The sequence below is a fragment of the Shewanella marinintestina genome (genome assembly GCF_023283845.1).
Lineage (GTDB): Bacteria > Pseudomonadota > Gammaproteobacteria > Enterobacterales > Shewanellaceae > Shewanella > Shewanella marinintestina.
This window is the reverse complement of record NZ_JAKILC010000003.1, coordinates 167,377-192,973: the sequence shown is the minus strand read 5'-3', so window position 1 is coordinate 192,973 and position 25,597 is coordinate 167,377. Positions and strand designations below refer to the sequence as shown.

Annotated in this window: 19 protein-coding genes; 15 read left to right on the top strand and 4 right to left on the bottom strand. The window is 44.5% G+C overall.

All coding sequences use genetic code 11. From position 1 onward, the window contains the following. The first annotated feature begins 6 nt into the window (after positions 1–6). The 7 genes from pilW (at position 7) to der (ending at position 7,728) form a co-directional block, all read left to right on the top strand. Entirely contained in the window at positions 7–795 is a 789-nt protein-coding gene (pilW, locus tag L2747_RS04770) for a type IV pilus biogenesis/stability protein PilW (RefSeq protein WP_248997948.1), read from the top strand. Beyond that, entirely contained in the window at positions 795–1,784 is a 990-nt protein-coding gene (locus tag L2747_RS04765) for a RodZ domain-containing protein (RefSeq protein WP_248997947.1), read from the top strand. Before pilW ends, L2747_RS04765 begins: the two co-directional genes overlap by 1 nt. A 22-nt stretch (positions 1,785–1,806) precedes the next feature. Then, positions 1,807–2,922 (top strand): flavodoxin-dependent (E)-4-hydroxy-3-methylbut-2-enyl-diphosphate synthase, encoded by a 1,116-nt coding sequence (gene ispG / locus L2747_RS04760; RefSeq protein WP_248997946.1) that lies wholly within the window; start codon positions 1,807–1,809, stop codon positions 2,920–2,922. A gap of 138 nt (positions 2,923–3,060) precedes the next feature. Beyond that, positions 3,061–4,335, top strand: a complete 1,275-nt coding sequence (gene hisS / locus L2747_RS04755; protein WP_248997945.1) for a histidine--tRNA ligase — start codon at positions 3,061–3,063, stop codon at positions 4,333–4,335. Between the two features lie 15 nt (positions 4,336–4,350). After that, a complete protein-coding gene (locus L2747_RS04750) occupies positions 4,351–4,971 on the top strand; it encodes a YfgM family protein (protein ID WP_248997944.1) in 621 nt (206 codons plus the stop codon). Positions 4,972–4,982: 11 nt separating this feature from the next. Further along, entirely contained in the window at positions 4,983–6,170 is a 1,188-nt protein-coding gene (gene bamB / locus L2747_RS04745) for an outer membrane protein assembly factor BamB (protein WP_248997943.1), read from the top strand. An 85-nt stretch (positions 6,171–6,255) separates the two neighbouring features. After that, the gene (der, locus tag L2747_RS04740) at positions 6,256–7,728 is read left to right on the top strand and encodes a ribosome biogenesis GTPase Der (protein ID WP_248997942.1); all 1,473 of its coding nucleotides are present in this window, start codon (positions 6,256–6,258) and stop codon (positions 7,726–7,728) included. Positions 7,729–7,844: 116 nt separating this feature from the next. Here the strand turns inward: der and L2747_RS04735 are convergent, their stop codons facing one another. Beyond that, positions 7,845–8,552, bottom strand: a complete 708-nt coding sequence (locus L2747_RS04735) for a hypothetical protein (RefSeq protein WP_248997941.1) — start codon at positions 8,550–8,552, stop codon at positions 7,845–7,847. A gap of 166 nt (positions 8,553–8,718) precedes the next feature. Beyond that, entirely contained in the window at positions 8,719–10,056 is a 1,338-nt protein-coding gene (xseA, locus tag L2747_RS04730; protein ID WP_248997940.1) for an exodeoxyribonuclease VII large subunit, read from the bottom strand. Between the two features lie 120 nt (positions 10,057–10,176). On the opposite strand from xseA, the gene guaB reads away from it, so the two are divergent. The 3 genes from guaB to tadA all read left to right on the top strand — a co-directional run bounded on the left by guaB (position 10,177) and on the right by tadA (position 13,985). Continuing rightward, positions 10,177–11,649: an IMP dehydrogenase gene (guaB, locus tag L2747_RS04725; RefSeq protein WP_220781142.1), complete on the top strand. Its 1,473-nt coding sequence runs from the start codon at positions 10,177–10,179 to the stop codon at positions 11,647–11,649. A gap of 122 nt (positions 11,650–11,771) precedes the next feature. After that, entirely contained in the window at positions 11,772–13,349 is a 1,578-nt protein-coding gene (gene guaA / locus L2747_RS04720; protein ID WP_248997939.1) for a glutamine-hydrolyzing GMP synthase, read from the top strand. A gap of 87 nt (positions 13,350–13,436) precedes the next feature. Then, complete coding sequence (gene tadA, locus L2747_RS04715; RefSeq protein ID WP_283107182.1) at positions 13,437–13,985, top strand: tRNA adenosine(34) deaminase TadA; 549 nt, start codon at positions 13,437–13,439, stop codon at positions 13,983–13,985. On the opposite strand, the gene L2747_RS04710 is transcribed toward tadA, so the two are convergent. Together L2747_RS04710 and mltF are read right to left on the bottom strand one after the other, a co-directional pair. Then, positions 13,975–14,112 (bottom strand): hypothetical protein, encoded by a 138-nt coding sequence (locus L2747_RS04710; RefSeq protein WP_248997938.1) that lies wholly within the window; start codon positions 14,110–14,112, stop codon positions 13,975–13,977. The genes tadA and L2747_RS04710 overlap by 11 nt on opposite strands. A gap of 229 nt (positions 14,113–14,341) precedes the next feature. Beyond that, positions 14,342–15,796 (bottom strand): membrane-bound lytic murein transglycosylase MltF, encoded by a 1,455-nt coding sequence (gene mltF / locus L2747_RS04705; protein WP_248997937.1) that lies wholly within the window; start codon positions 15,794–15,796, stop codon positions 14,342–14,344. Positions 15,797–16,089: 293 nt separating this feature from the next. Here mltF and purL point away from each other — a divergent pair, with 293 nt between their 5' ends. From purL to L2747_RS04680, 5 genes are all read left to right on the top strand, one after another. After that, complete coding sequence (gene purL / locus L2747_RS04700; protein WP_248998069.1) at positions 16,090–19,971, top strand: phosphoribosylformylglycinamidine synthase; 3,882 nt, start codon at positions 16,090–16,092, stop codon at positions 19,969–19,971. A 1,222-nt stretch (positions 19,972–21,193) separates the two neighbouring features. Then, on the top strand, positions 21,194–22,750 hold the full coding sequence (locus tag L2747_RS04695) for a cytochrome ubiquinol oxidase subunit I (RefSeq protein ID WP_248997936.1): 1,557 nt from the start codon (positions 21,194–21,196) through the stop codon (positions 22,748–22,750). Positions 22,751–22,765: 15 nt separating this feature from the next. After that, the gene (gene cydB, locus L2747_RS04690) at positions 22,766–23,905 is read left to right on the top strand and encodes a cytochrome d ubiquinol oxidase subunit II (protein ID WP_248997935.1); all 1,140 of its coding nucleotides are present in this window, start codon (positions 22,766–22,768) and stop codon (positions 23,903–23,905) included. A gap of 15 nt (positions 23,906–23,920) precedes the next feature. Beyond that, positions 23,921–24,037 (top strand): cytochrome bd-I oxidase subunit CydX, encoded by a 117-nt coding sequence (cydX, locus tag L2747_RS04685; RefSeq protein ID WP_012154573.1) that lies wholly within the window; start codon positions 23,921–23,923, stop codon positions 24,035–24,037. Positions 24,038–24,299: 262 nt separating this feature from the next. Further along, positions 24,300–25,553 carry a dicarboxylate/amino acid:cation symporter gene (locus tag L2747_RS04680; protein WP_248997934.1) on the top strand — a complete coding sequence of 418 codons (1,254 nt, stop codon included), beginning with the start codon at positions 24,300–24,302 and terminating at the stop codon, positions 25,551–25,553. Positions 25,554–25,597 lie beyond the last annotated feature (44 nt).

The window sequence follows — 25,597 nt, the reverse complement described above, 5'->3', positions numbered from 1 at the left end:
TTAAGAATGAATCAGAGAAAGCTGGTGTTGCCGCTGGTAATGATATTGTCATCTGTCATGGCATCCGGTTGTGTAACTCAGGATACCTATACAGGTACTGATACCCCAGTCTCTGAGCGAAAAGTTAATAAAGAGGCTGCTGCACGTCAACGTGTGCAGCTTGGTTTGACCTATCTACAAAAAGGTAACAGTGAACAGGCAAAAGCCAACCTTGATCGAGCATTGGCTTTTGCCCCTAATTTAGAAGAGGTTCATATTGCTTTTGCCTATTACTACCAGTCAGTGGGTGAAATAGAAAAAACAGAACAAGCCTATAGGCAAGCGATTAACGCAAGTGACGCAACAGGCGATTCATACAATAACTTTGGCGCGTTTTTATGCCAACAAGGTAAGTATGCAGAGTCTGAGAAAATGTTTCTTAAAGCTGTTGACCAGCCCCTGTATACCCGTTCGGCATCAACCTATGAAAACTTAGGTATATGTAGCCGTAAAGCTGGTCAAATTAGTCAAGCGCAGAAGTATTTTGCTATGGCGCTAAAGTACGATCCTAGAAGACGCACCTCGTTAATTGAGTTAACAGAAATCGATTACGAAGAGGGGAGATATGCTGAAGCACAAGAACAGCTATCTCGTTACCACCGAGTTGCGGCAGAGTCAGCCACCAGTCTGGCACTTGGGATTAAAATTGAACAAGGTTTGAGTGACGATTACGCAGTAAGACGATTTGGTATCTTACTACTGGCAAAGTTTCCACAGTCAGTTCAAGCCAAAGAATATCGGGCTAGTATGCATTAATGAAAAATGAACAGAATCAAGCGCCCAATGTAGATAATGAAAGCCTAGTGGATGAGCCTACGCTCACACTGGGCGTTTTGCTAAAAACAGCAAGAGAAAGTAAAGGGCTGTCTATTGAAGCTGTTGCTTCACAACTGCATTTGCGTCCAGCAATCATTGAAGAAATCGAAGCCGATAATTTACAAGAAGTCGGCGCAGCAACTTATGTGCGCGGTTACGTTAAAAACTACGCAAGAGCAGTACAAGCAGACCCTTTTACTGTGCAAGAGTGCTTAGATAAGCAGCTTGAAGATGACGAAAAACCGTCAATGCAAAGCTTTTCTCGTAAGACGACCCATCAAGCTCGCGATGGTCGCTTAATGGTACTTACTTACGTTATCGTATTTGTACTGTTAGCACTGATGGTGTTGTGGTGGTTTCAAAAGTCATCAATGGAAACGGCAGTTGATTATTCACAGCCAACCGTTGAAGAAGTTGCCGCATCGGTTGAAGTTGGCTTACCAAGCCCCGTTGAAGTGTTGTTCGATAATAGCGACTCAGGAATTGAGCCTGCTGCAGAAGCTGATGACTTGTCAGCAGAAAGCGCTTTAAATGATGCGCCAGCTGCTATTGTTATCGATAATGCAGAGCTTGCTACCGAAGCAAGCATTGATGCCGCTAACACAGCAGGACAGCAGAGCAGTGAAAATGTTGCTGCAGAAACACCTTCTGACACTCAATCGACATTGAATGCCATCAATGGCTCGACATTAACGCTAAACTTAACAGGTGACTGCTGGATTAAAGTGACCGATGGTGCTGGTAAAGTATTAGTGAGCGATCTTAAAAAGTCAGGTAACCAAATCAATCTTGTTGGGCCAGAGCCGTTTGCGGTCACTTTGGGTGCCCCGCAAGTAGTCAATATTAAACTTAATGGCCAAGCGATTAGTTTGGAGCAGTATCCTAGCGGTAAAGTGGCAAGAATGACTCTACCATTCGCTGGACAATAACAGATCACAGAGCACAAAGACGATGTATAACGAATCTCCTATTATTAGACGCAAATCGAGCCGTATTTATGTTGGTAATGTCCCTATTGGTGATGGTGCTCCAATAGCGGTGCAGTCGATGACCAATACACGTACTACAGATGTCGAAGCGACTGTTGCTCAAATTAGAGCGTTAGAAAATGTCGGTGCTGACATTGTGCGAGTTTCAGTACCTACAATGGACGCGGCTGAAGCCTTTAAACTGATCAAGCAGCAAACCACAGTGCCTTTGGTTGCTGATATTCATTTTGATTACCGTATCGCGCTTAAAGTAGCTGAGTACGGTGTGGATTGTTTACGCATTAATCCTGGTAATATCGGTAACGAAGAGCGTATTCGTAGCGTAGTTGAGTGCGCGCGCGACAAAAATATTCCTATTCGTATCGGGGTTAACGGCGGTTCATTAGAAAAAGATCTAATGGATAAATACAAAGAGCCGACACCAGAAGCCTTGCTTGAGTCAGCGATGCGTCACGTGGATATTCTTGATCGTTTGAACTTCGACCAGTTTAAAGTAAGTGTTAAAGCGTCAGATGTATTCTTAGCGGTTGAGTCATACCGTTTGTTAGCGAAGCAAATCATACAACCGCTACACTTAGGTATTACCGAGGCTGGCGGTGCACGTGCCGGTTCAGTTAAGTCTGCAGTGGGTTTAGGGATGCTACTAGCTGACGGCATTGGTGATACGTTACGTATTTCGCTTGCAGCTGATCCGGTAGAAGAAATTAAAGTCGGTTTTGACATCTTAAAATCGCTACGTATTCGTTCTCGCGGTATTAACTTTATTGCTTGCCCGTCATGTTCACGCCAAGAGTTTGATGTGATTTCAACGGTTAACGAGCTTGAACAGCGCCTTGAAGATATCGTCACGCCAATGGACGTATCAATTATTGGTTGCGTCGTTAATGGCCCAGGTGAAGCACTAGTCTCTGATATCGGTCTTACCGGTGGTAACCGTATGAGTGGTTATTACGATGACGGTGTGCGCCAGAAAGAACGTTTTGACAATAACAATATTGTTGATTCGTTAGAAGCTAAGATCCGCGCGAAAGCAGCAATCGTAGCAGGCCGAATTCCGGCTCAAGATTTAAATAAGTAAGTACAATGCCATCACAAGCCTGCTCTGCAGGCTTGTGATTTTTTATGGCTGAATCCAGCTGTTGTACGTTTAGTCCCGAAACGCCTATAATGCGAGGCGTTTTTTAATTTTTATATAGCAAATTTGACGAGTCGAATAGTGGCAAAACAGATCCAAGCGATTCGCGGAATGAACGACATTCTGCCTACCCAAAGTCCTTTATGGCAAAAACTTGAAACCGTATTACGTGACACCGTTGGGTCATATGGTTACAGCGAAATTCGTACTCCTATCGTTGAAAGTACAGATCTCTTTAAGCGCTCTATCGGTGAAGTGACTGATATCGTTGAAAAAGAGATGTATACCTTTGAAGATAGAAACGGTGACAGTTTAACGCTGCGTCCTGAAGGCACGGCCTCTACAGTACGTGCGGGTAACGAGCATGGTTTGCTATATAACCAAGAGCAACGCTTGTGGTATATGGGTCCAATGTTCCGTCATGAGCGTCCACAAAAAGGTCGTTACCGTCAATTCCACCAGTTTGGCGTTGAAGTTTACGGAATTCCAAGCGCTGATATCGATGCTGAAGTATTGATGTTATCTGCAAAGTTGTGGGAAAAGCTTGGTATTTCTGAACATGTAACACTAGAGCTAAATACTTTAGGTGATACAGAAGAGCGTGCGGCATACCGCGATGCATTAATTGCTTTCTTAGAGCAACATAAAGATGTATTAGATGAAGATAGTCAACGCCGCATGTACAGTAACCCGCTGCGCGTTCTGGATTCTAAAAATGCTGATGTACAGGCGCTTTTGGCTGATGCTCCTGTCTTAATGGATTACTTCGGTGAAGATACACGTTCACATTTTTCACATTTATGTGAACTCTTAGAGGCTGTCGGCATCCAATACACAATCAATCCTCGCCTAGTGCGTGGTTTAGATTATTATAATCGCACAGTTTTTGAGTGGGTGACTTCAAGCTTAGGTTCACAGGGCACAGTTTTAGCTGGTGGACGATATGATGGTCTTGTGGGTCAACTCGGTGGTAAGCCAACACCTGCTGTAGGCTTCGCAATGGGTATTGAGCGCATTGTATTACTACTGCAAACTCTTGAGCTAGATAAGGACATTGGTCCAGCTGTTGACGTATACGTTACAGCGATGGGCGAAAGCTGTCGCATTGAGGCATTTAAAATCGCCCAAGAACTAAGAGCAAGCTTGCCTGCAGCAAAAGTGATGAGCCATTGTGGTGGCGGTAACTTTAAGAAGCAGATGAAGCGAGCCGATAAGAGTGGTGCCACTGTTGCATTAGTTATTGGTGAAGATGAAGTGGCCAACAACCAAGTAGCAGTGAAACACCTTCGCGAAGATAAAGCACAAGAATTGGTTGCCCGTGATGCATTGGCGGCTTATATTGCAGAACTGATTTAAAAGGGGAAGACTTAAGTGGAAATCTATAGCACAGAAGAGCAACAAGTAGATGCTATCAAACAGTTCTGGAAAGATTACGGCACATCAGTAGTAATTGGTGCTGTTGTCGGTTTAGGTGGATTATTCGGTTGGAACTATTACTCTGACTACCAAGTAGCTCAAGCAGAAGCTGCTTCTGAGTCATTTCAAGCTTTGAGCAGTCAAAACACTGCTGATGCTGCAATGTTAAGTGCAGCAGAAAGCTTTGCTAAAGAGCACGGCCAAAAAGGTTATCAATCACTACTTGAGCTACTAGTGGCCAAATCAGCGGTTGAAACTGGCGACCTTGCTAAAGCTGAGGCAACGCTTAAAACTATTATTGCGACTAATGCAGATAGCAGCATTGTTCTTATTGCTACTATGCGTCTTGCACGTGTACAAGCAGAACAAGGCCAATTTGCTACTGCGATTGCAACGCTAGACCAAGTAACTGATGTTGCTTCTGCAGCTCAAAGAGATGAGCTAAAAGGTGATTTCTTAGTACGCCAAGGCGAAACAGAGAAGGCAAAGATTGCCTATCAAACAGCAGTAGACAATGGTGGCACTATGACTAGTCCAACATTACAAATGAAGCTTGATAATCTGAACAAGGCATAAGGAATCTGCCCATGAAGTCTTGGTGCAAAACACTGCTCGTATGTGGCATGAGTTTAGGTATGTTGTCGGCATGTTCATCTAGCGATGTAGAAGAAGAACCGATAACGCCACTTAGCGAAATCGAAGCAAGTGTGTTTCCAGAAGTAAGTTGGAGCGCAAATGTTGGTGATGGTGTAGGTGACTACTATTCACGTTTACGTCCTGCTGCACGCTACGACAAACTGTTTGTAGCAGATCGTTACGGTAAGGTTGAAGCATTTGACGAAGTCACTGGCGAACGCGTTTGGGAAAATGACTTTAGCTCAGCATTTAGAGATAATGCGTTAGCTAAAAACAAAGGTGCACGTTTAGCTGGTGGTGTGACTGCTGCGCGTAACAAGATTTTTGTGGGCGGTGAAAGCGGACTGTTAGCAGCATTTGATGAAGCAACAGGCGAAGCTATTTGGCATGTGGTTGCCGGTGGCGAGTTATTATCTGCACCAACTGTGGGTGAAGATGTTGTTGTTGTTAATACCGGCGCTGGTACGTTAGAGGCGTTCGATGTTGATGACGGCAGCCTACAGTGGGTTTATGAAAACCAACTGCCTACCTTAACCCTTCGTGGTACAGGTGCCGCTTCATATGAAGCAGGTGGATTCTTTGTTGGCACTGCTGATGGTAAAATTGCAGTGGTGATTAAAAACAATGGGCAGGCAGCTTGGGAACAAGCAATCTACACCCCTACTGGAGGCAATGAGTTCTCACGTATGGCTGATGTGGATATGAAGCCATTGCTAGTAGGCGAAAACCTATATGCAGTTAGCTATAATGGTAATTTAGTGTCGATGGAGATGCGCACTGGTCGTATCGTATGGACACGCAGTTATTCTAGCTTTAACGAGCTAGCATACTCAGGTCTAAACCTATTTGTGGTTGATGATCACAGCCGTGTTTATGCGGTTGATAGACGTAATGGTCTAGAGTTATGGAATAATGCAGAGTTAGCTAATCGTAGTTTGACTGCACCAGTATCTTTTAAAGATTACGTGGTAGTGGGTGATTTTGAAGGTTACCTTCACTTTTTAAACAAGTCAGACGGTCAAATCGTTGGACGCGTAGAAGTGGATAGCTCTGGTTTATATAGTCAGCCATTAGTTGTTAATGACAATTTATATGTGCAGACTCGTGGTGGAAAAGTGGTTCGAGTAACACTTCCGTAAGCCAAGTCGTAAGAGATGATAAGGCCCCTGGATGTGTATCTGGGGGCTTTTTAGTTATTAGAAAATGAGTAATAGAGGCAATTAAATGATTCCTGTTGTGGCCCTAGTTGGGCGACCAAACGTTGGTAAGTCGACCCTTTTTAACCGACTTACCCGTACCAGAGATGCGCTTGTCGCTGACTTTCCTGGGCTAACTCGGGATCGTAAATACGGCCGAGCACATCTTGCAGGTTATGAGTTCATCGTAGTCGATACTGGCGGTATTGACGGCACTGAAGAAGGGATTGAAACTCGCATGGCCGAGCAATCTCTTGCTGCGATTGAAGAAGCAGATGTAGTGCTGTTTATGACTGACGCGCGCGCAGGTCTAACTGCTGCCGATCTTGCGATTGCTCAACATTTACGTAGCCGCGAAAAAACAACTTTCGTTGTTGCTAACAAAGTTGACGGTATCGATGCAGACTCTGCTTGTGCTGAGTTCTGGTCACTGGGCCTAGGTGAGGTTTACCAAATGGCTGCTGCGCAAGGTCGCGGTGTGACGAACATGATCGAATATTCTTTAGCGCCATATGCAGAAGCAATGGGCATAACTAAAGAAGAAGACGGTGATGATGACGAAGAAGAGCGTGAATACACCGAAGAACAAGCAGAAGCTGAGCAAAAACGTCTACAAGACTTGCCAATTAAGCTTGCGATTATCGGTAAGCCAAACGTCGGTAAATCAACGCTAACTAACCGTATTTTAGGTGAAGAACGTGTAGTTGTTTACGATGAACCTGGTACGACTCGTGACAGTATTTATATCCCAATGGAGCGTCAAGGCCGTGAATATGTACTGATTGACACTGCAGGTGTTCGTCGTCGTAGTAAGGTGCATGAAACTGTTGAGAAATTCTCAGTAATTAAGACGCTGAAAGCGGTTGAAGATAGTAACGTAGTGTTGCTCGTTATTGACGCCCGTGAAGGTATTGCTGAGCAAGACTTAGGCCTATTAGGCTTTGTGCTTAACGCTGGCCGCGCATTAGTGATTGCAGTAAACAAGTGGGATGGTATTGACCAAAACGTTAAAGATCGCGTTAAGAGCGAGCTTGACCGTCGTTTAGGCTTTATCGATTTCGCCCGTATCCACTTTATTTCAGCACTTCACGGTACTGGTGTGGGTCACTTGTTTGAGTCTATCGAAGAAGCGTATGACAGTGCCACGCGCCGCGTAAGTACTTCTATGCTGACGCGTATCATGCAGATGTCACAAGACGATCACCAGCCACCATTGGTTAATGGTCGTCGTGTTAAGCTTAAGTACGCTCACGCCGGTGGTTACAACCCACCAATCGTGGTTGTACATGGTAACCAGGTTAAGAAGCTTCCAGACTCTTACAAGCGTTATATGATGAACTACTTCCGTCGTTCATTAAAAGTGATTGGTACGCCAATTCAGTTGCGCTTCCAAGAGGGCGGTAACCCGTTTGAAGGCATGAACAGCAAGAAACTTACTGTGAGCCAAGAGCGCCGCCGTAAGCGTATGGTTGGTCATATTCGCGATAAGAACAAAGATTAATTCTTTTGTTGTTTGAAATAGTCGAATGACTTTTAAAAGGAACCTTAGGGTTCCTTTTTTATTTTATGGTTACAATTATCCTTCTGAAGGAAGCTTCTTTTCGATAGCTGGTAGGGTTATTTTGCGCTTTGTTGTATTACATCTTCAAGTCGCTGTCTCAGTGGCTCGCTCATGGGAAACGTAAAGCTAGCGCCTTGCATAATTTCTACAGGCTCAATAGCCTGATCTTCTTTGTAGGCTGCAACATAGTCATTGTCGCTAACCATTTTTTGGTAATGTTTTATTGCTTCAATGGCTTTTTTTAGATCTTGGTTTTTGTAACTGAATTCTGAGGTGTGAGTTAACACGTATTCAGTGTCTCTTTGCTGTTGAAACTTTCTGTCTGTGCGACTGATAAAGCCTTGTATGCCACCGGTTTCGATATAAGAGTCGCTGGTACCTTGAATTCGGTTTACGCTTATACCGTCTGGTGTGGCTATTTGATGACCGCTCCAGAAGTTAATTTGCTCATTTTTCAAATCAATTCGAATGTCGTTTAACTCCACATGTTTATACATATCATGAGCTGTGACACGACTATTGTAGCGATATTGAACAACTAAGCTTTCAAATGGCCCGTCTCCCCCCGAATGGTGACAAGTAACACTGACAATGTCAGGTAGAGGCTCGCATAAACGATTGACTAATTCTGGTTTTAAGCCGAGCTTTAACGCCGCCGCTGTATAGGTGTCTGTAATACTGACTTTACTTTCTGTTGCAGCATATGCGCTGACATTTGATGTTGCCAATACTAAGGCGAGAGACACTTTTATTGTGTTAAGCATATTAATTTGCATCTAATCCATTATTCTCATGAGTCGTTTATAGGTAGTCTAACTGATTAATTTAGTTTAATTAAAGGCTAATCTACCAGTAATTCAGCACAAAACACCACTGTGTTGATAAGGCTAGAATTTATCTTCTATTAAACAACCTCACTTCAAGTTAAAGTTAACTAACTTCAACTACAGTTGAAGTGACACTGCCATCACGCAGGCGGGTTGTTAATGTGTCACCAATCTTAGTGTCACTTGGTGACTGCACCACTTTGTTTTGACCCGTAAGTGTGATGCTGTAACCACGGCTTAATGTGGCCAAAGGGCTAACGGTTTCTAATTGTTGCGTGCGGTGAGCAAGGCGCTGCTCACTCATCTTTAACTTATCATCCATGGCATCATTGAGCTTGGCGCTGAGGTAGCTCAAGCGTTGGGCTTCAAGTGTCAGGCGATGTTGCGGCGATTGATTAGCTAAGCGATTACTTAAGTTCTGCTGTTTTAAGGTAGAAGCATGTAACTTGGTTTGCATCGCTTGATGTAGGCGCAGCTGCATTTCATCGAAACTTTGCTCGTACATCTGTAGGCGGCGCTGTGGGTCTTGTTTTTGTAAGCGGTGCTCAAAGGTTTGAACTTGGCTTTGCTTCTTTAACTGATAATGCTGCCAAGCCTGTTTTAGGCGCGATAATTGCGATAACAGCTTTTGCGCTTTATTGTCGGCATCTTTTGATAACAGCTCAGCGCCTGCTGATGGCGTTGGCGCGCGTAGGTCAGCGACATAATCACTGATGGTCATATCCACTTCATGACCAACGGCAGATACAACAGGAATACCACTGTTATAAATGGTGTGGGCTAACCCTTCGTCGTTAAAACTCCATAAATCTTCGAGAGAACCGCCACCACGAGTCACCAGTAATACGTCAACTTCGCTGCGTGAGTTAGCAAGGTTGATAGCATCACAAATGCTTTTTGCAGCATCAACGCCTTGCACGGGAGTCGGGTAGATGATGACTTCAATTGATGAGTCTCGGCGTGCGAGTACATGTAAAATATCGCGAATGGCAGCGCCCGTTGGCGAGGTCACAACACCGATTTTTTGAATGTTAGCGGGGAGCGGGCGTTTAGTGTCGCTGGCAAATAAACCTTCGGCTGCAAGCTTCATCTTTAACGCTTCATATTGCTGAGCGAGCAAACCATCACCTGCTGGCAGCATAGATTCAATAATTAATTGGTAATCACCGCGAGGTTCATAAACGCTGATATTGCCTTTAACTAATACTTGTTGACCATTGGCTGGTCGAAAGGTCACCGCTTGGTTTCGGCCCTTAAACATGGCGCAGCGAATTTGAGAAAAATTATCTTTGAGGGTTAAATACCAATGACCAGAGCCCGGCGCCGCAAAGTTTGAAATTTCAGCATTAAGCCAAATTCGGCCAAGCTGACCCTCTAAAAGTTGCCTTACTTCACCATTAAGACGAGAGACGGTATAAACATCGTTTTTTGGGGTTTTCATAATTTTTTTACACACAAATGCGATTTAATGTCTATTTTCCATTTACCAACCCAGATATGCAAGGTATAATCTCGCCGCAATATTTCACCTCTAATTCCTACTCTCTTGGGGAGATGTTGCATGTTAAGATTGAAAAAAGAAGCGCTTACTTTTGATGATGTGTTGCTGGTTCCAGCGCACTCTACCGTCCTCCCAAATACAGCTGTTTTAAAAACACGCCTGACGAATAAGATTGAGTTGAATACTCCAATCGTGTCTGCTGCTATGGATACTGTTACCGAAGCTCGTTTAGCTATTGCTATCGCGCAAGAAGGTGGCCTAGGTTTTATTCATAAAAACATGACGATTGAGCAGCAAGCTGAAGAAGTTCGCAAAGTAAAGATTTACGAAGCGGGTATCGTTCAGCAGCCAGTAACAGTGACACCATCAACCACATTAGCAGATCTTAAGGCATTGACCGAAAGAAACGGTTTCGCAGGTTACCCTGTTGTAAACGATGCAAATGAGCTTGTTGGTATTATTACTGGTCGAGACGTACGTTTTATCACTGATTGGTCTCGTACCGTTGATAAAGTGATGACCCCTAAAGAGCGCCTAGTAACCGTTCCTGAAGGCACTAAGTTAGATGAAGTTCAAAAGCTTATGCATTCTCACCGCGTTGAGAAAGTATTAGTTGTTGATGACAACTTCAAGCTTAAAGGTCTTATCACTGTTAAAGATTTCCAAAAAGCAGAGCGTAAGCCAAATGCATGTAAAGACGAGCTAGGTCGTTTACGTGTTGGTGCTGCTGTTGGCGCTGGTCCTGGTAACGAAGAACGTGTTGATGCCTTAGTATTAGCTGGCGTTGATATCTTGCTTATCGACTCTTCACATGGACATTCAGAAGGCGTTTTGCAGCGTATTCGTGATACTCGTGCTAAATACCCTGACTTACAAATCGTTGGCGGTAACGTAGCGACGGCAGAAGGTGCGTTAGCACTTGTTGAAGCGGGCGTTAACGCAGTTAAAGTGGGTATTGGTCCTGGCTCTATCTGTACGACTCGTATTGTTACTGGTGTTGGTGTACCGCAAATTACTGCTGTATCAGATGCGGCTGCAGCGGTTAAGCACTTAGACATTCCAGTTATTGCTGACGGTGGCATTCGTTTCTCTGGTGACCTTGCTAAAGCACTTGCTGCTGGCGCATCGTGCATCATGGCGGGTTCTATGTTTGCAGGTACTGATGAAGCGCCAGGTGAAACTGAGCTTTATAACGGCCGTGCATATAAGTCATACCGCGGTATGGGCTCACTAGGCGCCATGACCCAAACTCAAGGTTCGTCTGACCGTTATTTCCAAAGTGATAACGCAGCAGACAAGCTAGTACCTGAAGGTATTGAAGGTCGCGTAGCTTACAAAGGTAAGCTTAAAGAGATCATTCACCAGCACATGGGCGGCCTACGTTCATGCATGGGCCTAACAGGTTGTGCAACGATTAAAGAGCTAAATGAGAAAGCTGAATTTGTGAAAATCACTGCAGCTGGCATGGGCGAGTCTCATGTGCACGACGTGACTATTAGTAAAGAAGCACCAAACTATAGCACTCGTTCTTAATTAGTATTTTAGATATTAAAGGCGACAATTAGAGTCGCCTTTAAATTAAGCCAAATAGACAACTCATAGAGTGTTGCTGTTTGGTTAGTTAACAATGTTGAAATATAGAGATAAGGTACCCCATGAGCAACATTCATGAGCATAAGATCCTCATTTTAGATTTTGGATCGCAATACACTCAACTGATCGCCCGTCGCATTCGTGAAATCGGTGTGTATTGTGAACTTTGGGCTTGGGATGTTTCTGAAGAGCAAATTCGTGAATTCGCTCCAAACGGCATTATCTTAGCCGGTGGCCCTGAAAGTGTTACCGCAGAGAACTCACCACGCGCACCTGAATATGTGTTTAACGCTGGCGTACCTGTACTAGGTATTTGTTACGGCATGCAAACCATGTCTGAGCAGCTTGGTGGTAAAGTTATTCAAGGTGTGGGTGAAGGCGAATTTGGTTATGCGCAAGTTGAAGTGCAAACTGAATCTGCATTATTTAAAGCGATTGAAGACGCAATCAGCGAAACAGGCAAGCCACTACTTGACGTATGGATGAGCCACGGTGATAAGGTTTCTGAGATCCCTGAAGGTTTTGTTGCAGTAGCAAAAACTGAAACGTGTCCGTTTGCAGCTATGGCAAATGAAGACAAACACTTCTACGGCGTGCAGTTCCACCCTGAAGTGACTCACACCCGTCAAGGTAAGCGTATGCTTGAGCATTTCGCCCTTGAGATCTGTGGCTGTCCAGCAAACTGGAAACCATCTTCAATTATTGAAGATGCCGTTGAGCGCTTAAAAGAGCAGATCGGTGATGACGAAGTTATCTTAGGTCTATCTGGTGGTGTTGATTCATCTGTTGTTGCTATGCTGTTACACCGCGCAATTGGTGACAAGCTAACTTGTGTATTTGTTGATAACGGTCTACTTCGTTTGAACGAAGCGCAGCAAGTTATGGATATGTTTGGTGACCACTTCGGTCTAAACATTGTTCATGTTGATGCTGAAAACCGTTTCCTAGATGCAATGGCTGGTGAAGCAGAACCTGAAGCTAAGCGCAAGATCATTGGCCGCGTATTCGTAGAGATCTTCGATGAAGAATCTAAGAAGTGCGTTAACGCTAAATGGCTTGCTCAAGGCACTATCTACCCAGATGTTATTGAGTCTGCTGGTAGCGCAACGGGTAAAGCACACTGCATTAAGTCACACCATAACGTTGGCGGTTTGCCAGACGATATGGCAATGGGTCTGGTTGAGCCATTACGTGAACTGTTTAAAGATGAAGTGCGTAAGATTGGTCTAGAGCTAGGTCTTCCATACGACATGCTTTACCGTCACCCGTTCCCAGGACCTGGTCTTGGTGTACGTGTTCTTGGTGAAGTAAAGAAAGAATACTGTGACTTGCTACGTTTAGCTGATGCGATTTTCATCGAAGAGCTACACAAAGCTGACCTTTACAACAAGGTAAGCCAAGCATTTACTGTATTCCTGCCAGTTCGTTCTGTAGGTGTAATGGGCGACGGTCGTAAGTACGACTGGGTTGTTTCACTACGTGCAGTTGAAACTATCGACTTTATGACAGCGCATTGGGCACACTTACCTTATGATTTCCTAGGTCGTGTATCTAACCGTATCATTAACGAAGTTGATGGTATTTCGCGCGTCGTTTACGATATTTCAGGTAAGCCACCTGCAACGATTGAGTGGGAATAATCTTCGGATTATAATAACGCTTAAATAAAAGGTGCTTCGGCACCTTTTTTATTGGCGCTAGCGTCAACATTATCTTTGGAGCTCGATTTGTCACAGTTTGACTCAATAGAACAACAAGATCTTCATTTCATGAAAATGGCAATGGAGATGGCAACCAAAGCCGAAGAGAGGGGCGAAGTCCCTGTTGGTGCAGTGTTGGTTAAAGACGGTGAAGTGGTAAGCGCTGGGTTTAATTATAGTATTGGTTTGCACGACCCGAGCGCCCACGCTGAAATGCAGTGTCTGCGTCAAGCAGGAAAGATAATGCAAAATTATCGTCTGCTCGATACGACGCTTTACGTCACCCTTGAGCCTTGCGCAATGTGCGCAGGAGCGATTGTGCATTCTCGAGTAAGCCGTTTAGTCTTTGGTGCCAAAGACTTGAAAACCGGTGCTGCTGGTACGGTTGTTGATATTGTGCGCCACAGCGCTTTTAATCACTTAGTCGAAGTCGACTCGGGAGTGTTAGAGCAAGAGTGTGCAGAGCAGTTGAGTGCGTTCTTTAGACGCCGTAGAAAAGAGATTAAGGCGGCTAAAGTGTTGGCGAAACAACAAGCGTTAGAAAATGGTGAGAGCCACGGTCGTACTAAGGATTAAAAAAGCTATCTTCAGCAGGTTTTATAAATACGAAAAACTGCTTCTGGCGGCTTAGTACTTTTTGGTGACGTGTTTTTAGCTGACTACGGCGGCGCGCAGCAACATTGTTGATTGCTTTTTTTCTCATATTAGCCTCACTGTTATTGTTACTTATCAGTATTCGACGTCGAACTTACTTAGTGTGTATGTTTTTGCTAAATTGTCTTACTACTATTTAGCAAACTTCAATATCAAAAGTCTACGCGAGAGTTATTAATCTTTGATGAATTTACAGAATAAACAACGAGTGTGATGCAGTAGACATGACTAGCATTAGTTGAGGTTGATTGGAATATTAAACGCTAATTGTTCTTTGCTTAATTCACTTCTGGTGATTGGTTGAGTAAAGGTTGTTGAGGCACCTGAATATCGACTACTTCTTCTTGGATCTCTGCTGTTTGAAGTGGCTTGTTTCTAAGCTCAAGCAACATGTTCTGGTTATCAATCCAAACGAGGGTGTCATAATAGCGACGAATGCTATCAACATAGTGTACAGCCTCATTGCCGCGGGCATAACCGTAACGTGTCTTTTTGTAATATTTACGCTTTTGCAGCAGTGGCAATACTGATTTCACATCACGCCATGCACTCGGGTTTAAGCCCTGAGCTTGCGCCAATTTACGCGCATCTTCAACATGACCTAAGCCAATGTTATAAGAGGCGAGGGCAAACCACATACGTTGGCTTTCAGGGATAGAGTTCGGCAGCCGCTCAAGCATACTGTTTAAGTATTTCGCACCACCTTGGATGCTCTGATACGGATCAAGACGGTTTTTAATTCCCATTTGTTTTGCAGTGGGTAATGTCAGCATCATTAAGCCACGCACACCGGTTGGAGAGCGGGCATTTGGGTTCCAATGAGACTCTTGATAAGCGGTTGCTGCGAGCTTACGCCAATCGATATCGCCAGCGTATTTTTCAAAAGTAGCTTGATACTTAGGTAACTTGTTGTCGATGGCGCGAATAAAGGCGCGGGTATCTACATAGTCAAAACGCTTTACATGAGCAAAGTACTTTTCATTTAAGTGAGCCAATGTTCCGTTACGCTTTTCTATATGCCAAAAAGCCAACAACTCACTCATTAGTTTGTCGCTGTTATTGGCTGGTAGTAACCACACTACAGGCTGCTTTTCTTTTAACACTAAACCTTCACGTAGCTCTGGCATAAAGCGGCGATTAATATCTAAGCTAGTTGAGTCGGCAATAGTGTAAGGAATATCGCCCGCCGCAATCATGGTTAGTAATTCTTCGGCATCTTTACCTTTTTCCTGATTCCAAACTAAGTCAGGGTTAGATTTCTGCAATTCCGTTAAGGTATCAACAAAAGAAGAGTTGGTGATAACCGTGATTTCACCGTCGAGGTTATTAATGCTTTTAGGGATAGGCGTACCTTGGCGGTAAACCAAGACTTGGTTTACGCGGTAAAGCGGCGGGCCGACTCTAAACTGCTCTCTTCTAGCGGGAGTGTCACCTAAGCCAGCTGCAATAATATCAATTTCGCCTTGTCTCATTGCGCCATAAAGCTCACCAATATTGGCAAACGGCTTCATAGTTAATTTAAGATCTAGGTATGTGGCAAACCGCTCAGCCATTTCGTAATCGTAACCAGAGTCACCCTGACCAGAGGTAAAATAAATTTGTGGGCCGTAAAGCGTTCCTACAACTAGCTCTGTAGGCTCGGGAATAAAGGCGGGTTTTTCTTGCTCCACGACGACTTTCTGGCAGGCAGCCAGTAAGGTTATACAACATAGAGTCAGCAAGAGTTTGTTCATTGGTTACTTTTTGTTAGCGCTTTACTTTCAAGGAAATAGCCGTCGATTATACCACAAACTTAGTCGCCGTAAAAAAATCGCATTTTGCTTGATGAACCTTAGTTTTAGTATGTACTTAAATTGTAGATTTGCAGAGAATTGAGCTGAACAAGGGTAAATAAATTCAGTGCGCTTTTTCCTATACAGGAAACACTGTTTTCAATAGCGACTGCTGATGATTTGTGACAAACATTTCCCTATAATAGCGCCCAGATCTGACCCTGCAATTATAATATATAAGGTGAAAAGACGTGATGGAGATCATCCGCGGAGCCCCTGCACTTTCGGCGTTTAGAGTTCAGAAGCTGATGCAAGCTTGTGAATCGGCAGCACTACCAGTGCGCCACATCTATGCTGAGTTTGTCCATTTAGCTGATTTGAAAGAGTCGTTAAATGAAGAAGAAAGTCAACAGCTTGAAAAAATCCTAACCTACGGCCCCGCTATTGAAGCGCACACGCCAGAAGGTCATCTCCACTTCGTTACACCCCGTCCCGGCACCATTTCTCCTTGGTCATCAAAAGCAACAGATATTGCCCACAATTGTGGTCTGAATAAGGTAAAGCGCCTAGAGCGTGGTATTGCCTATTATGTTGAGAGCGATGAACTAAGCAGCGAGCAAACTAAAGTATTAACTGCACTATTACATGACCGCATGGTTGAAGTGATGTTGCCAAGCTTTGATGATGCAAGCGTGTTGTTTGCTCGCACAGAGCCGGCAAAGTTCACTAGCGTTGATGTACTTGGCGCAGGACGTGTTGCACTAGAGCAAGCTAACACTAAACTAGGCTTGGCTTTGGCTGATGATGAAATTGACTACCTAGTTGATAATTTTACTCGACTAGGTCGTAACCCGAACGATATTGAGCTAATGATGTTTGCTCAGGCGAACTCAGAGCATTGTCGTCATAAAATATTTAACGCAGATTGGACAATCGATGGCGAAGTACAGCCAAAGTCATTGTTCAAGATGATTAAAAATACCTTCGAGAAGACACCGGACAATGTGTTATCTGCTTATAAAGATAACGCCGCGGTAATGACAGGCTCTACAGCTGGTCGTTTCTTCCCGAAACAAGATGGTGTTTACGGCTACCACACTGAGCCAATGCACATCTTGATGAAAGTTGAAACTCACAACCACCCAACAGCAATTAGTCCATACCCTGGTGCAGCGACAGGCAGCGGTGGTGAAATTCGTGATGAAGGCGCAACAGGCCGCGGCTCTAAGCCAAAAGCGGGCCTAACAGGTTTTAGTGTATCAAACCTTAAGATCCCAGGTTTTGTTCAGCCATGGGAAGCCGATTACGGTAAGCCAGATCGTATCGTGACGGCGTTGGATATTATGACCGAAGGCCCATTAGGCGGCGCGGCATTTAATAACGAGTTTGGTCGTCCGGCACTTATAGGTTACTTCCGTACTTACGAGCAAGAGGTTAACAGCCATAACGGCGTTGAAGTGCGCGGTTACCATAAGCCAATCATGCTTGCGGGTGGTTTAGGTAATATCCGTGAAGAGCACGTACAAAAAGGCGAGATTACCGTTGGCGCTAAGCTAGTGGTACTTGGCGGCCCAGCGATGAATATCGGCTTGGGCGGCGGCGCGGCCTCATCAATGACATCGGGCCAATCAAGTGAAGATTTAGACTTTGCCTCTGTACAGCGTGAAAACCCAGAAATGGAGCGTCGTTGCCAAGAGGTTATCGACCGCTGCTGGCAGATGGGTGATGACAACCCAATCCAGTTTATTCACGATGTGGGCGCGGGCGGATTATCAAACGCATTCCCTGAGCTGGTAAATGATGGCGAACGTGGCGGTAAGTTTGAGTTACGTAAAGTACCGTCTGATGAGCCAGGTATGAGTCCATTAGAGATTTGGTGTAACGAGTCACAAGAACGTTATGTGATGTCAATTGCACCAGAGAACATCGAGCTATTTACTCAAATTTGTCAGCGTGAGCGTGCTCCGTTTGCGGTTGTGGGTGTTGCTACAGCAGAAAAAGAGCTAGTTCTAAGTGATGAGCACTTTGAAAACCATCCAATCGATTTGCCACTGGAAGTGCTATTAGGCAAAGCGCCTAAGATGAGCCGCGATGTAGTAAGCGCTAAAGCTAACTCTGCAGCACTTGACCAAACTGGTATTGAAGTTAAAGAAGCGGCGCACCGCTTACTGCGTTTGCCAACGATTGCCGAAAAGACTTTCCTTATCACCATCGGCGACAGAACGGTAACAGGCTTAGTTAACCGTGATCAAATGGTGGGCCCATGGCAGGTACCGGTAGCCGATTGCGCGGTTACCGCGTCAAGCTACGACTCATACACAGGTGAAGCCATGTCTATGGGTGAGCGCACGCCGCTTGCACTACTAGACTTTGGCGCATCGGCGCGTATGGCGGTAGCTGAATCGATTTTGAATATTGCTGGTACTGATATCGGCTCGTTCAAGCACATTAAGCTGTCTGCTAACTGGATGTCTCCTGCTGGCCACCCAGGTGAAGACGCAGGTCTTTATGAAGCGGTTAAAGCTATTGGTGAAGAGCTGTGCCCTGATTTGTCTTTGACAATTCCAGTGGGTAAAGACTCAATGTCGATGAAAACGGCTTGGGAAGAAAACGGCGTTCAAAAGACGGTTACCTCGCCAATGTCATTAGTCATTACGGCATTTGGTGTGGTGCAAGATGTGCGTAATACGGTAACGCCAGAGCTGCGCACCGATAAAGGTGACACTGACTTATTACTGCTTGATCTGGGTCTTGGTCAAAACCGCTTAGGCGGTTCTTGCTTAGCGCAGGTATACAGTGAGCTAGGTGATATCGCTCCAGATCTTGATAACTCAGCAACACTGAAAGGCTTCTTTGAAACTATTCAGCCAATGATTGCCGATAAGTCGATTATTGCTTACCACGACAGAAGTGATGGAGGTCTTTACACCACACTAGTTGAAATGGCGTTTGCGGGTCACACTGGGCTAAATGTTGATTTAAGTGCTCTGACAGGTACAGACGTTGAACGCTTGTTTAACGAAGAGCTAGGTGCAGTGATTCAAGTTCGTCGTCAAGACGTTGCGATTATCACTGAAAAGTTTGCAGCAGCAGGCGTACCTTGCCATAAAGTGGCTGAGCTTACAGAAAATGACAGCATTGCAATCTTTGATGGTACGCGTGAAGTATTAACCGAAACACGTACTTCACTACGTACTATTTGGGCTGAAACTACGTACCGCATGCAAGCGCTACGTGACAACCCAGAGTGCGCTAAAGAAGAGTTCGAGCTTAAGCAAGACGCCAAGGACTTAGGTCTAACCGTTGATTTAAGTTTCGATCCAAGTGAAGACGTTGCCGCGCCATTTATCTTAAAAGGCGCAGCACCTAAGATGGCTATCTTGCGTGAGCAGGGCGTTAACTCGCATATCGAAATGGCGGCGGCATTTGACCGCGCAGGTTTCGAATCGACTGACGTACATATGAGTGACATCCTAAGCGGCCGTATAAGTCTAGAGCAGTTCCAAGGTCTAGTGGCGTGTGGTGGCTTCTCTTACGGTGACGTATTGGGTGCCGGTGAAGGTTGGGCTAAGTCGATTCTGTTTAACGAGCGTGCTCGTGAGCAGTTTAGCCAATTCTTCGAGCGCAACGATAGCTTCTCGCTAGGAGTGTGTAATGGTTGTCAGATGCTATCTAACCTTAAAGACATCATTCCTGGCACTGAGTTATGGCCACACTTTGTGCGTAACCGCTCTGAGCGCTTTGAAGCGCGTTTTAGTTTGGTTGAAGTGCAGAAGAGCCCGTCGTTATTCTTCCAAGGTATGGAAGGCTCTCGTATGCCAATCGCTGTGTCTCACGGTGAAGGTCGCGCTGAGTTTGCATCGCCTGAAGCGTTAGCAGCGGCAGAAGCGTCTGGTACGGTTGCACTGCGTTATGTTGATGGCAATGGCCAAATCGCAACTAAGTATCCACAAAACCCGAATGGCTCACCAAATGCGATTACCGCATTGAGCTCAACTGACGGCCGAGTGACGATTATGATGCCGCACCCTGAGCGTGTATTTAGAACCGTTGCTAACTCATGGCACCCAGAATCTTGGGGTGAAGATAGCCCTTGGATGAGAATGTTCCGCAATGTGAGAAAGTCAGTCGGCTAATATACTGTTTGCTGATGTAGCGTTAGTCTGACTAACGAAAAGCCCCTATTAATAGGGGCTTTTTTTTGCCTGAAATATTTAATAGTTAATCGTTAGACCAAAGAAGTACCACTAAACAATGGATTAGAGAGCATTTACTGCTAAATGGAATGCTAATTAATCTGTTTTGTAGTGGTTAAAGCAAGTTTATCCATAAGCTGAGGTTATGCATACTCTTTGGCTTTAGAGTATGGGGGACAGTTTTAAGCGAGAATAATTCGCCAGACATAAAAAAGCCCTCCTTATTGCTAAGGAGGGCCGCTTTGCGCTAACAAAACTTCAAGAATTATCTTGCATTATAAAGTCGTACTTATAGCTCTCTAGAAGTATAAAGTTCAACGAAAACACGCTGATAGCTAACAACTAGACGCTCAAATAATTTTGTCATAACAGTTTCTCCACATAGATAGATGATTTAAGCGGAGTTAGTCTTTACCGGGCTACTTCACCGGGTTGGCTAGACCGTCTCCTTAACTTGGTGCTCATTTTAGGCGAGGTCTAATTTTTGATCAAACGAGAAAAATTGCATTTAATCATTAGTAAAGCTAATGGTTGAATCTTCGTTTTTTATTGATTTGTAATCTTGGTTTTTATATCTCATTGTTTCTGTTGCTTTATTTGTAAGGAATCTTATTTTTGCAGATGAATTCGCAATACCTGAGTTGTTGCTAAAGTTGTTAACATCTAGTGTTTTATTGCTTTGGTAGTAAATTAAATGTGTATCTGCTGAAAATATTTGTTTTGCCTATTTATTATTCGTTCCTATCATGAGTTTTTCGTGTTGTCAACCGCCTCTAGGGTGGAACTGTGTGCTTCACCCCAAAACCCATTGAAACCGAATGCTTTGATTGATTTGAATCAATTTTGAATGTTATAAAAACCCTGCGGATAACCTTATTTCGTCTTGCAAGTGACTGATATTAACTAATTTGTTTATTCTTTATTTGCGTATTCGAGAAGGGAGTCACAACAGCCATTGAAAATGTGATCGCAAGCGTGGGTTTGCTAGTGTTTTTGGCTTTAAAATACAAAATTTATGAATTAAACAACGAATCGCGGTTGAAGTTGGAGTTTTGTTACAAAACCTGACCGTTTTACTGCATTAATATTCCTATATAGGCAATCACTCTCGTTGATGGGGATCTAACGAAAGTGATTTGACGCACCACCTAAGGAGTCACAAATGATTTTAGAAGAGGTTGTTGAGCTGTCGCGTTTCCAGTTTGCGATGACAGCCATGTATCACTTCCTATTTGTTCCCTTGACCTTGGGGTTAGCATTCTTGCTAGCCATTATGGAATCACTTTATGTGATGACCAATAAGCAAATCTATAAAGATATGACCAAGTTCTGGGGTAAGTTATTCGGTATCAACTTTGCACTTGGCGTTGCAACTGGTTTGGCGATGGAGTTCCAATTCGGAACTAACTGGTCATACTATTCGCATTACGTCGGTGACATTTTTGGTGCACCACTTGCTATTGAAGGCTTAATGGCATTCTTCCTAGAATCTACTCTTGTGGGTATGTTCTTCTTTGGTTGGGATCGTTTCAGCAAACGTCAGCATTTAGCGGTAACTTGGTTAGTTGCGCTAGGTTCTAACATGTCTGCATTGTGGATTCTGGTTGCTAACGGCTGGATGCAAAACCCAGTGGGTAGCACATTCAACTACGAAACCATGCGTATGGAAATGACCAGCTGGGGTGAAGTGTTATTTAACCCAGTTGCACAGGTGAAGTTCGTTCACACTGTAGCGTCAGGCTATGTAGCGGGTGCGATGTTCGTTCTTGCAATCAGTGCTTACTATATCCTTAAGAAGCGTGATCTACCGTTTGCACGTCGCTCATTTGCGATTGCAGCAAGTTTCGGTATGGCATCTATCCTATCTGTAATCGTTCTTGGTGACGAATCAGGCTACAAGGTAGGTGAAGTGCAACGCGTTAAGTTAGCAGCAATTGAAGCTGAATGGCACACTGAGCCAGCTCCAGCAGCATTTACTGCAGTAGGTTTCCCAAATCAAGAAACTCACGAAACAGACTTCGCAGTTAAAATTCCTTATGCAATGGGTATTATTGCAACGCGTTCGCTTGATGAGCAAGTTACCGGTATTAAAGATCTAATTGCTGAGCACGAAGTGCGTATTCGTAACGGTATGGTGGCATACGGTCTACTTGAGCAATTACGTGCAGGTAATGAAACTCCTGAAATCCGTGCGGCATTTGAAGAAGCTAAAGTTGACCTAGGTTACGGTCTACTACTGAAGCGTTACACTGACAAAGTGGTTGATGCAACAGATGAGCAGATCAAAGCAGCAGCTGATGATTCTATTCCAAACGTAGCACCTATGTTCTGGTCTTTCCGTGTCATGGTTGGTGCCGGTATGGTGATGTTACTCGTATTTGCTGCAGCATTTTGGCAGAGCACGCGTCATCAAATCGAAGAGAAGAAGTGGGTTCTTAAAGCGGCACTTTACAGCTTACCGCTACCGTGGATTGCTATTGAGTGTGGTTGGTTTGTGGCTGAATACGGCCGTCAACCTTGGACGATTTCTGAAGTGTTACCGACATTCATGTCAGCCTCTAGCTTGTCAGTGGGCGACCTAATGTTCAGTATCATCTCTATTACGCTGTTCTATACCATCTTGCTAGTGATTGAACTGTTCTTAATGATTAAGTTCGCACGTATTGGCCCAAGCTGTTTGAAGACGGGTCGCTATCACTTTGAAAAGCTTGATGCCTAAACTGGAGATCTGATTATGTTTGATTATGAAATGTTAAGATTCATCTGGTGGGCACTGATTGGTGTGCTTTTCATCGGATTCGCTGTCACTGACGGTTTCGATATGGGTGTAGGTGCCTTATTACCGATTATCGGTAAAGACGACACTGACCGCCGTATTATGATTAACTCTATTGCACCGCACTGGGATGGTAACCAAGTTTGGTTAATCACCGCTGGTGGTGCATTGTTCGCTGCTTGGCCTATGGTCTACGGTGTGTCTTTCTCAGGTTTTTACGTGGCAATGATGCTGACGTTGTTTGCATTGTTCATGCGTCCAGTAGGCTTTGACTACCGTTCAAAGATTGAAGATCCAAGATGGCGTAAGTCTTGGGATTGGGCACTGTTTGCGGGTGGTTTTGTTCCACCGCTCATTATCGGTGTTGCGTTCGGTAACTTGCTACAAGGTGTTCCGTTTAACTTTGACGAATACCTGCGTGCAACATACCACGGCGGTTTCTTCGGTCTACTTAACGGCTTTGGTATTCTAGCTGGCCTAGTGAGCGTGAGCATGTTTATGCTTCAAGGCTCTACTTGGTTACAAATGAAGACTGAAGGCGAACTACGTGTTCGTGCTGCTAAGATGTCACAGTTGCTATCTGTAGCACTGTTCGTATTCTTCGGCGCTGCGGGTGTATGGTTAGTGAACGGTATTGACGGTTACGTGATTACTTCAGCTATCGACACATACGGCGTTTCAGACCCAACTCTGAAAACTGTTAGCGTTGAAGCTGGCGCTTGGTTAGTGAACTACGATAAGTATCCTCTGACTATGGCGTTCCCAGTGATTGGCCTGCTTATGCCTATCTTAGTATTGCTATGTAGCCGCATGAACCGCTCTGGTTTTGCGTTCTTCTTTAGCTCACTAGGTATTGCAGCTGTCATCTTAACGTGTGGCGCAGCAATGTTCCCATTCGTTATGCCATCTTCACTAGAGCCAAACGTAAGTTTGACTATGTGGGATTCGACTGCAAGTGAGATGTCATTGACTGTAATGACATGGGCTGCAATCATCTTTGTACCGATTGTACTTAGCTATACGGTTTGGACTTACTTGAAGATGTTTGGTCGCTTATCTCGCGACTTCATCCAAAAGAACAAGACCTCACTTTACTAATAAGGAGCCTAGATTATGTGGTATTTCGCTTGGATTTTAGGCGTATTGTTAGCCTGTTCTTTTGGTATCATCAACGCCTTATGGCTTGAGACTACTGAGAACATGGACCGTGATGCTGAAACTGAAGATTAATCTTCTCTACAGTTAAATGGTTAAGAAAAGCCCCGCAATAGCGGGGCTTTTTTTTTCTATTGTTAAACTGCTGGTTAAATTAACTATTACCATCAGGTAATAGTTAATTGCATAAATGACTAATTATCATTTTTTAATTTGACGTTATAATCCGCCACTTTATGTATTTAGACCCACCCACCGTGCGTTCGGTTCTTAGCTACTTAATTCATTGGGCGAACGCAGGATTGTTTAGTACTTGCTGATTACTTTGGAAATTTCTATGTGGAATAAAATTCGCAGTTCTCTGCCACTACAACTAATCATTGCTGCGGCAGCAGCTTGGTTATTAGCAACTGGGATCACTGAATTCACAGCCTCCAGCGAGGTGACTAATATCAGTCAACAAGGCTGGTACCAGCTACTTATGCTTGGTAAAACGGTTTATATCGGTTTGCTTAAAATGGTTGTTGGGATCATGGTAATGCTCTCTTTGATTGAGGGAATCAGCAACATAGGTGCTATTGCTAAGCTGAAAACCCTCGGCCGCCGCACCGTAGGCTTTTATATATTCACCACAACGATAGCTGTTAGCCTAGGCTTAGGCGCATCTTTGTTATTGCCTCCTTGGCAGCCTCTTGCTCAAGCGGTGCCGTTAGCGGCTGGCACAAACTTGATTGAAGCGGAAGCTGCGAGTGGCAGCGCTATTGCGGGCAAAATGCTACAAATGGCATTAGTAAACCCCGTTGCAGCGATAGCTAATGGCAACTTGTTAGCCGTGGTCGTATTTGCATTCATGATAGGTATTTCGCTGCTTATCGCTTTGCCACAAGAGCATGTGTTATTTGAAGTTATTCGCGGTATGAATAAAGGCATTAATACTTTAGTTGGCGGTATTATTCGACTTTCCCCGTTAGCTATCTTTGCCATTATTTTTGAGTTTTCAATTGGCGGTAGCGAAGCTTTATTTAGCCAATTGGCAATGTTTTCACTGTTAGTTTTTGGCTTGACTATGTTGCATGGCCTAGTAGTGTTACCGAGTTTAGCCAAGTTGTTTACAGGCATAAAGATCCGCAGCTTGTTTAAAGGAATTAGTGCGCCGCTAGCCATGGCGTTTGCTACGTCTTCAAGTGCAGCAACACTGCCGTTATCGATGAAAAGTGCCGAAGAGCTAGGGGTTACTCCAGCGACTAGCAGTGTGGTATTGCCGTTAGGCTCTGTGATGAATATGGATGGCACGGCACTGTTTGAAGGTGTGGCTGCGATTTTCTTGGCGCAGCTATTCGGTGTGGACTTAACGACGACAGGGCTAATCATGATTTTTATCATGGCGATGGTTTCGTCTATTGGCGCACCCGGTATGCCATCAGGTTCAATGTCGGGGATGCAATTAGTGCTGCTTGCAGCTGGGATCCCGCTAGAGGCGATTGCAATCTTGTTGATTATTGAAAGGCCACTGGATACTTTCCGCACAGCGGTGAATGTTGAGGGCGATATTATTGCTGCCTTGGTGGTCGATAAGTGGCAGCGTAGCTAGTACATAGAGAGGCTAATGTACTGAGAAATGCACAGAGAGGTTAG

Bases quoted from the DNA above. Each gene is read 5' to 3' on its own strand.
- der (WP_248997942.1), top strand. From the start codon at position 6,256: ATGATTCCTGTTGTGGCCCTAGTTGGGCGACCAAACGTTGGTAAGTCG.
- L2747_RS04765 (WP_248997947.1), top strand. From the start codon at position 795: ATGAAAAATGAACAGAATCAAGCGCCCAATGTAGATAATGAAAGCCTA.
- cydX (WP_012154573.1), top strand. From the start codon at position 23,921: ATGTGGTATTTCGCTTGGATTTTAGGCGTATTGTTAGCCTGTTCTTTT.
- L2747_RS04680 (WP_248997934.1), top strand. From the start codon at position 24,300: ATGTGGAATAAAATTCGCAGTTCTCTGCCACTACAACTAATCATTGCT.
- xseA (WP_248997940.1), bottom strand. From the start codon at position 10,056: ATGAAAACCCCAAAAAACGATGTTTATACCGTCTCTCGTCTTAATGGT.
- ispG (WP_248997946.1), top strand. From the start codon at position 1,807: ATGTATAACGAATCTCCTATTATTAGACGCAAATCGAGCCGTATTTAT.
- L2747_RS04695 (WP_248997936.1), top strand. From the start codon at position 21,194: ATGATTTTAGAAGAGGTTGTTGAGCTGTCGCGTTTCCAGTTTGCGATG.
- L2747_RS04735 (WP_248997941.1), bottom strand. From the start codon at position 8,552: ATGCTTAACACAATAAAAGTGTCTCTCGCCTTAGTATTGGCAACATCA.
- guaA (WP_248997939.1), top strand. From the start codon at position 11,772: ATGAGCAACATTCATGAGCATAAGATCCTCATTTTAGATTTTGGATCG.
- L2747_RS04710 (WP_248997938.1), bottom strand. From the start codon at position 14,112: ATGAGAAAAAAAGCAATCAACAATGTTGCTGCGCGCCGCCGTAGTCAG.
- bamB (WP_248997943.1), top strand. From the start codon at position 4,983: ATGAAGTCTTGGTGCAAAACACTGCTCGTATGTGGCATGAGTTTAGGT.
- guaB (WP_220781142.1), top strand. From the start codon at position 10,177: ATGTTAAGATTGAAAAAAGAAGCGCTTACTTTTGATGATGTGTTGCTG.
- purL (WP_248998069.1), top strand. From the start codon at position 16,090: ATGGAGATCATCCGCGGAGCCCCTGCACTTTCGGCGTTTAGAGTTCAG.
- mltF (WP_248997937.1), bottom strand. From the start codon at position 15,796: ATGAACAAACTCTTGCTGACTCTATGTTGTATAACCTTACTGGCTGCC.
- cydB (WP_248997935.1), top strand. From the start codon at position 22,766: ATGTTTGATTATGAAATGTTAAGATTCATCTGGTGGGCACTGATTGGT.
- pilW (WP_248997948.1), top strand. From the start codon at position 7: ATGAATCAGAGAAAGCTGGTGTTGCCGCTGGTAATGATATTGTCATCT.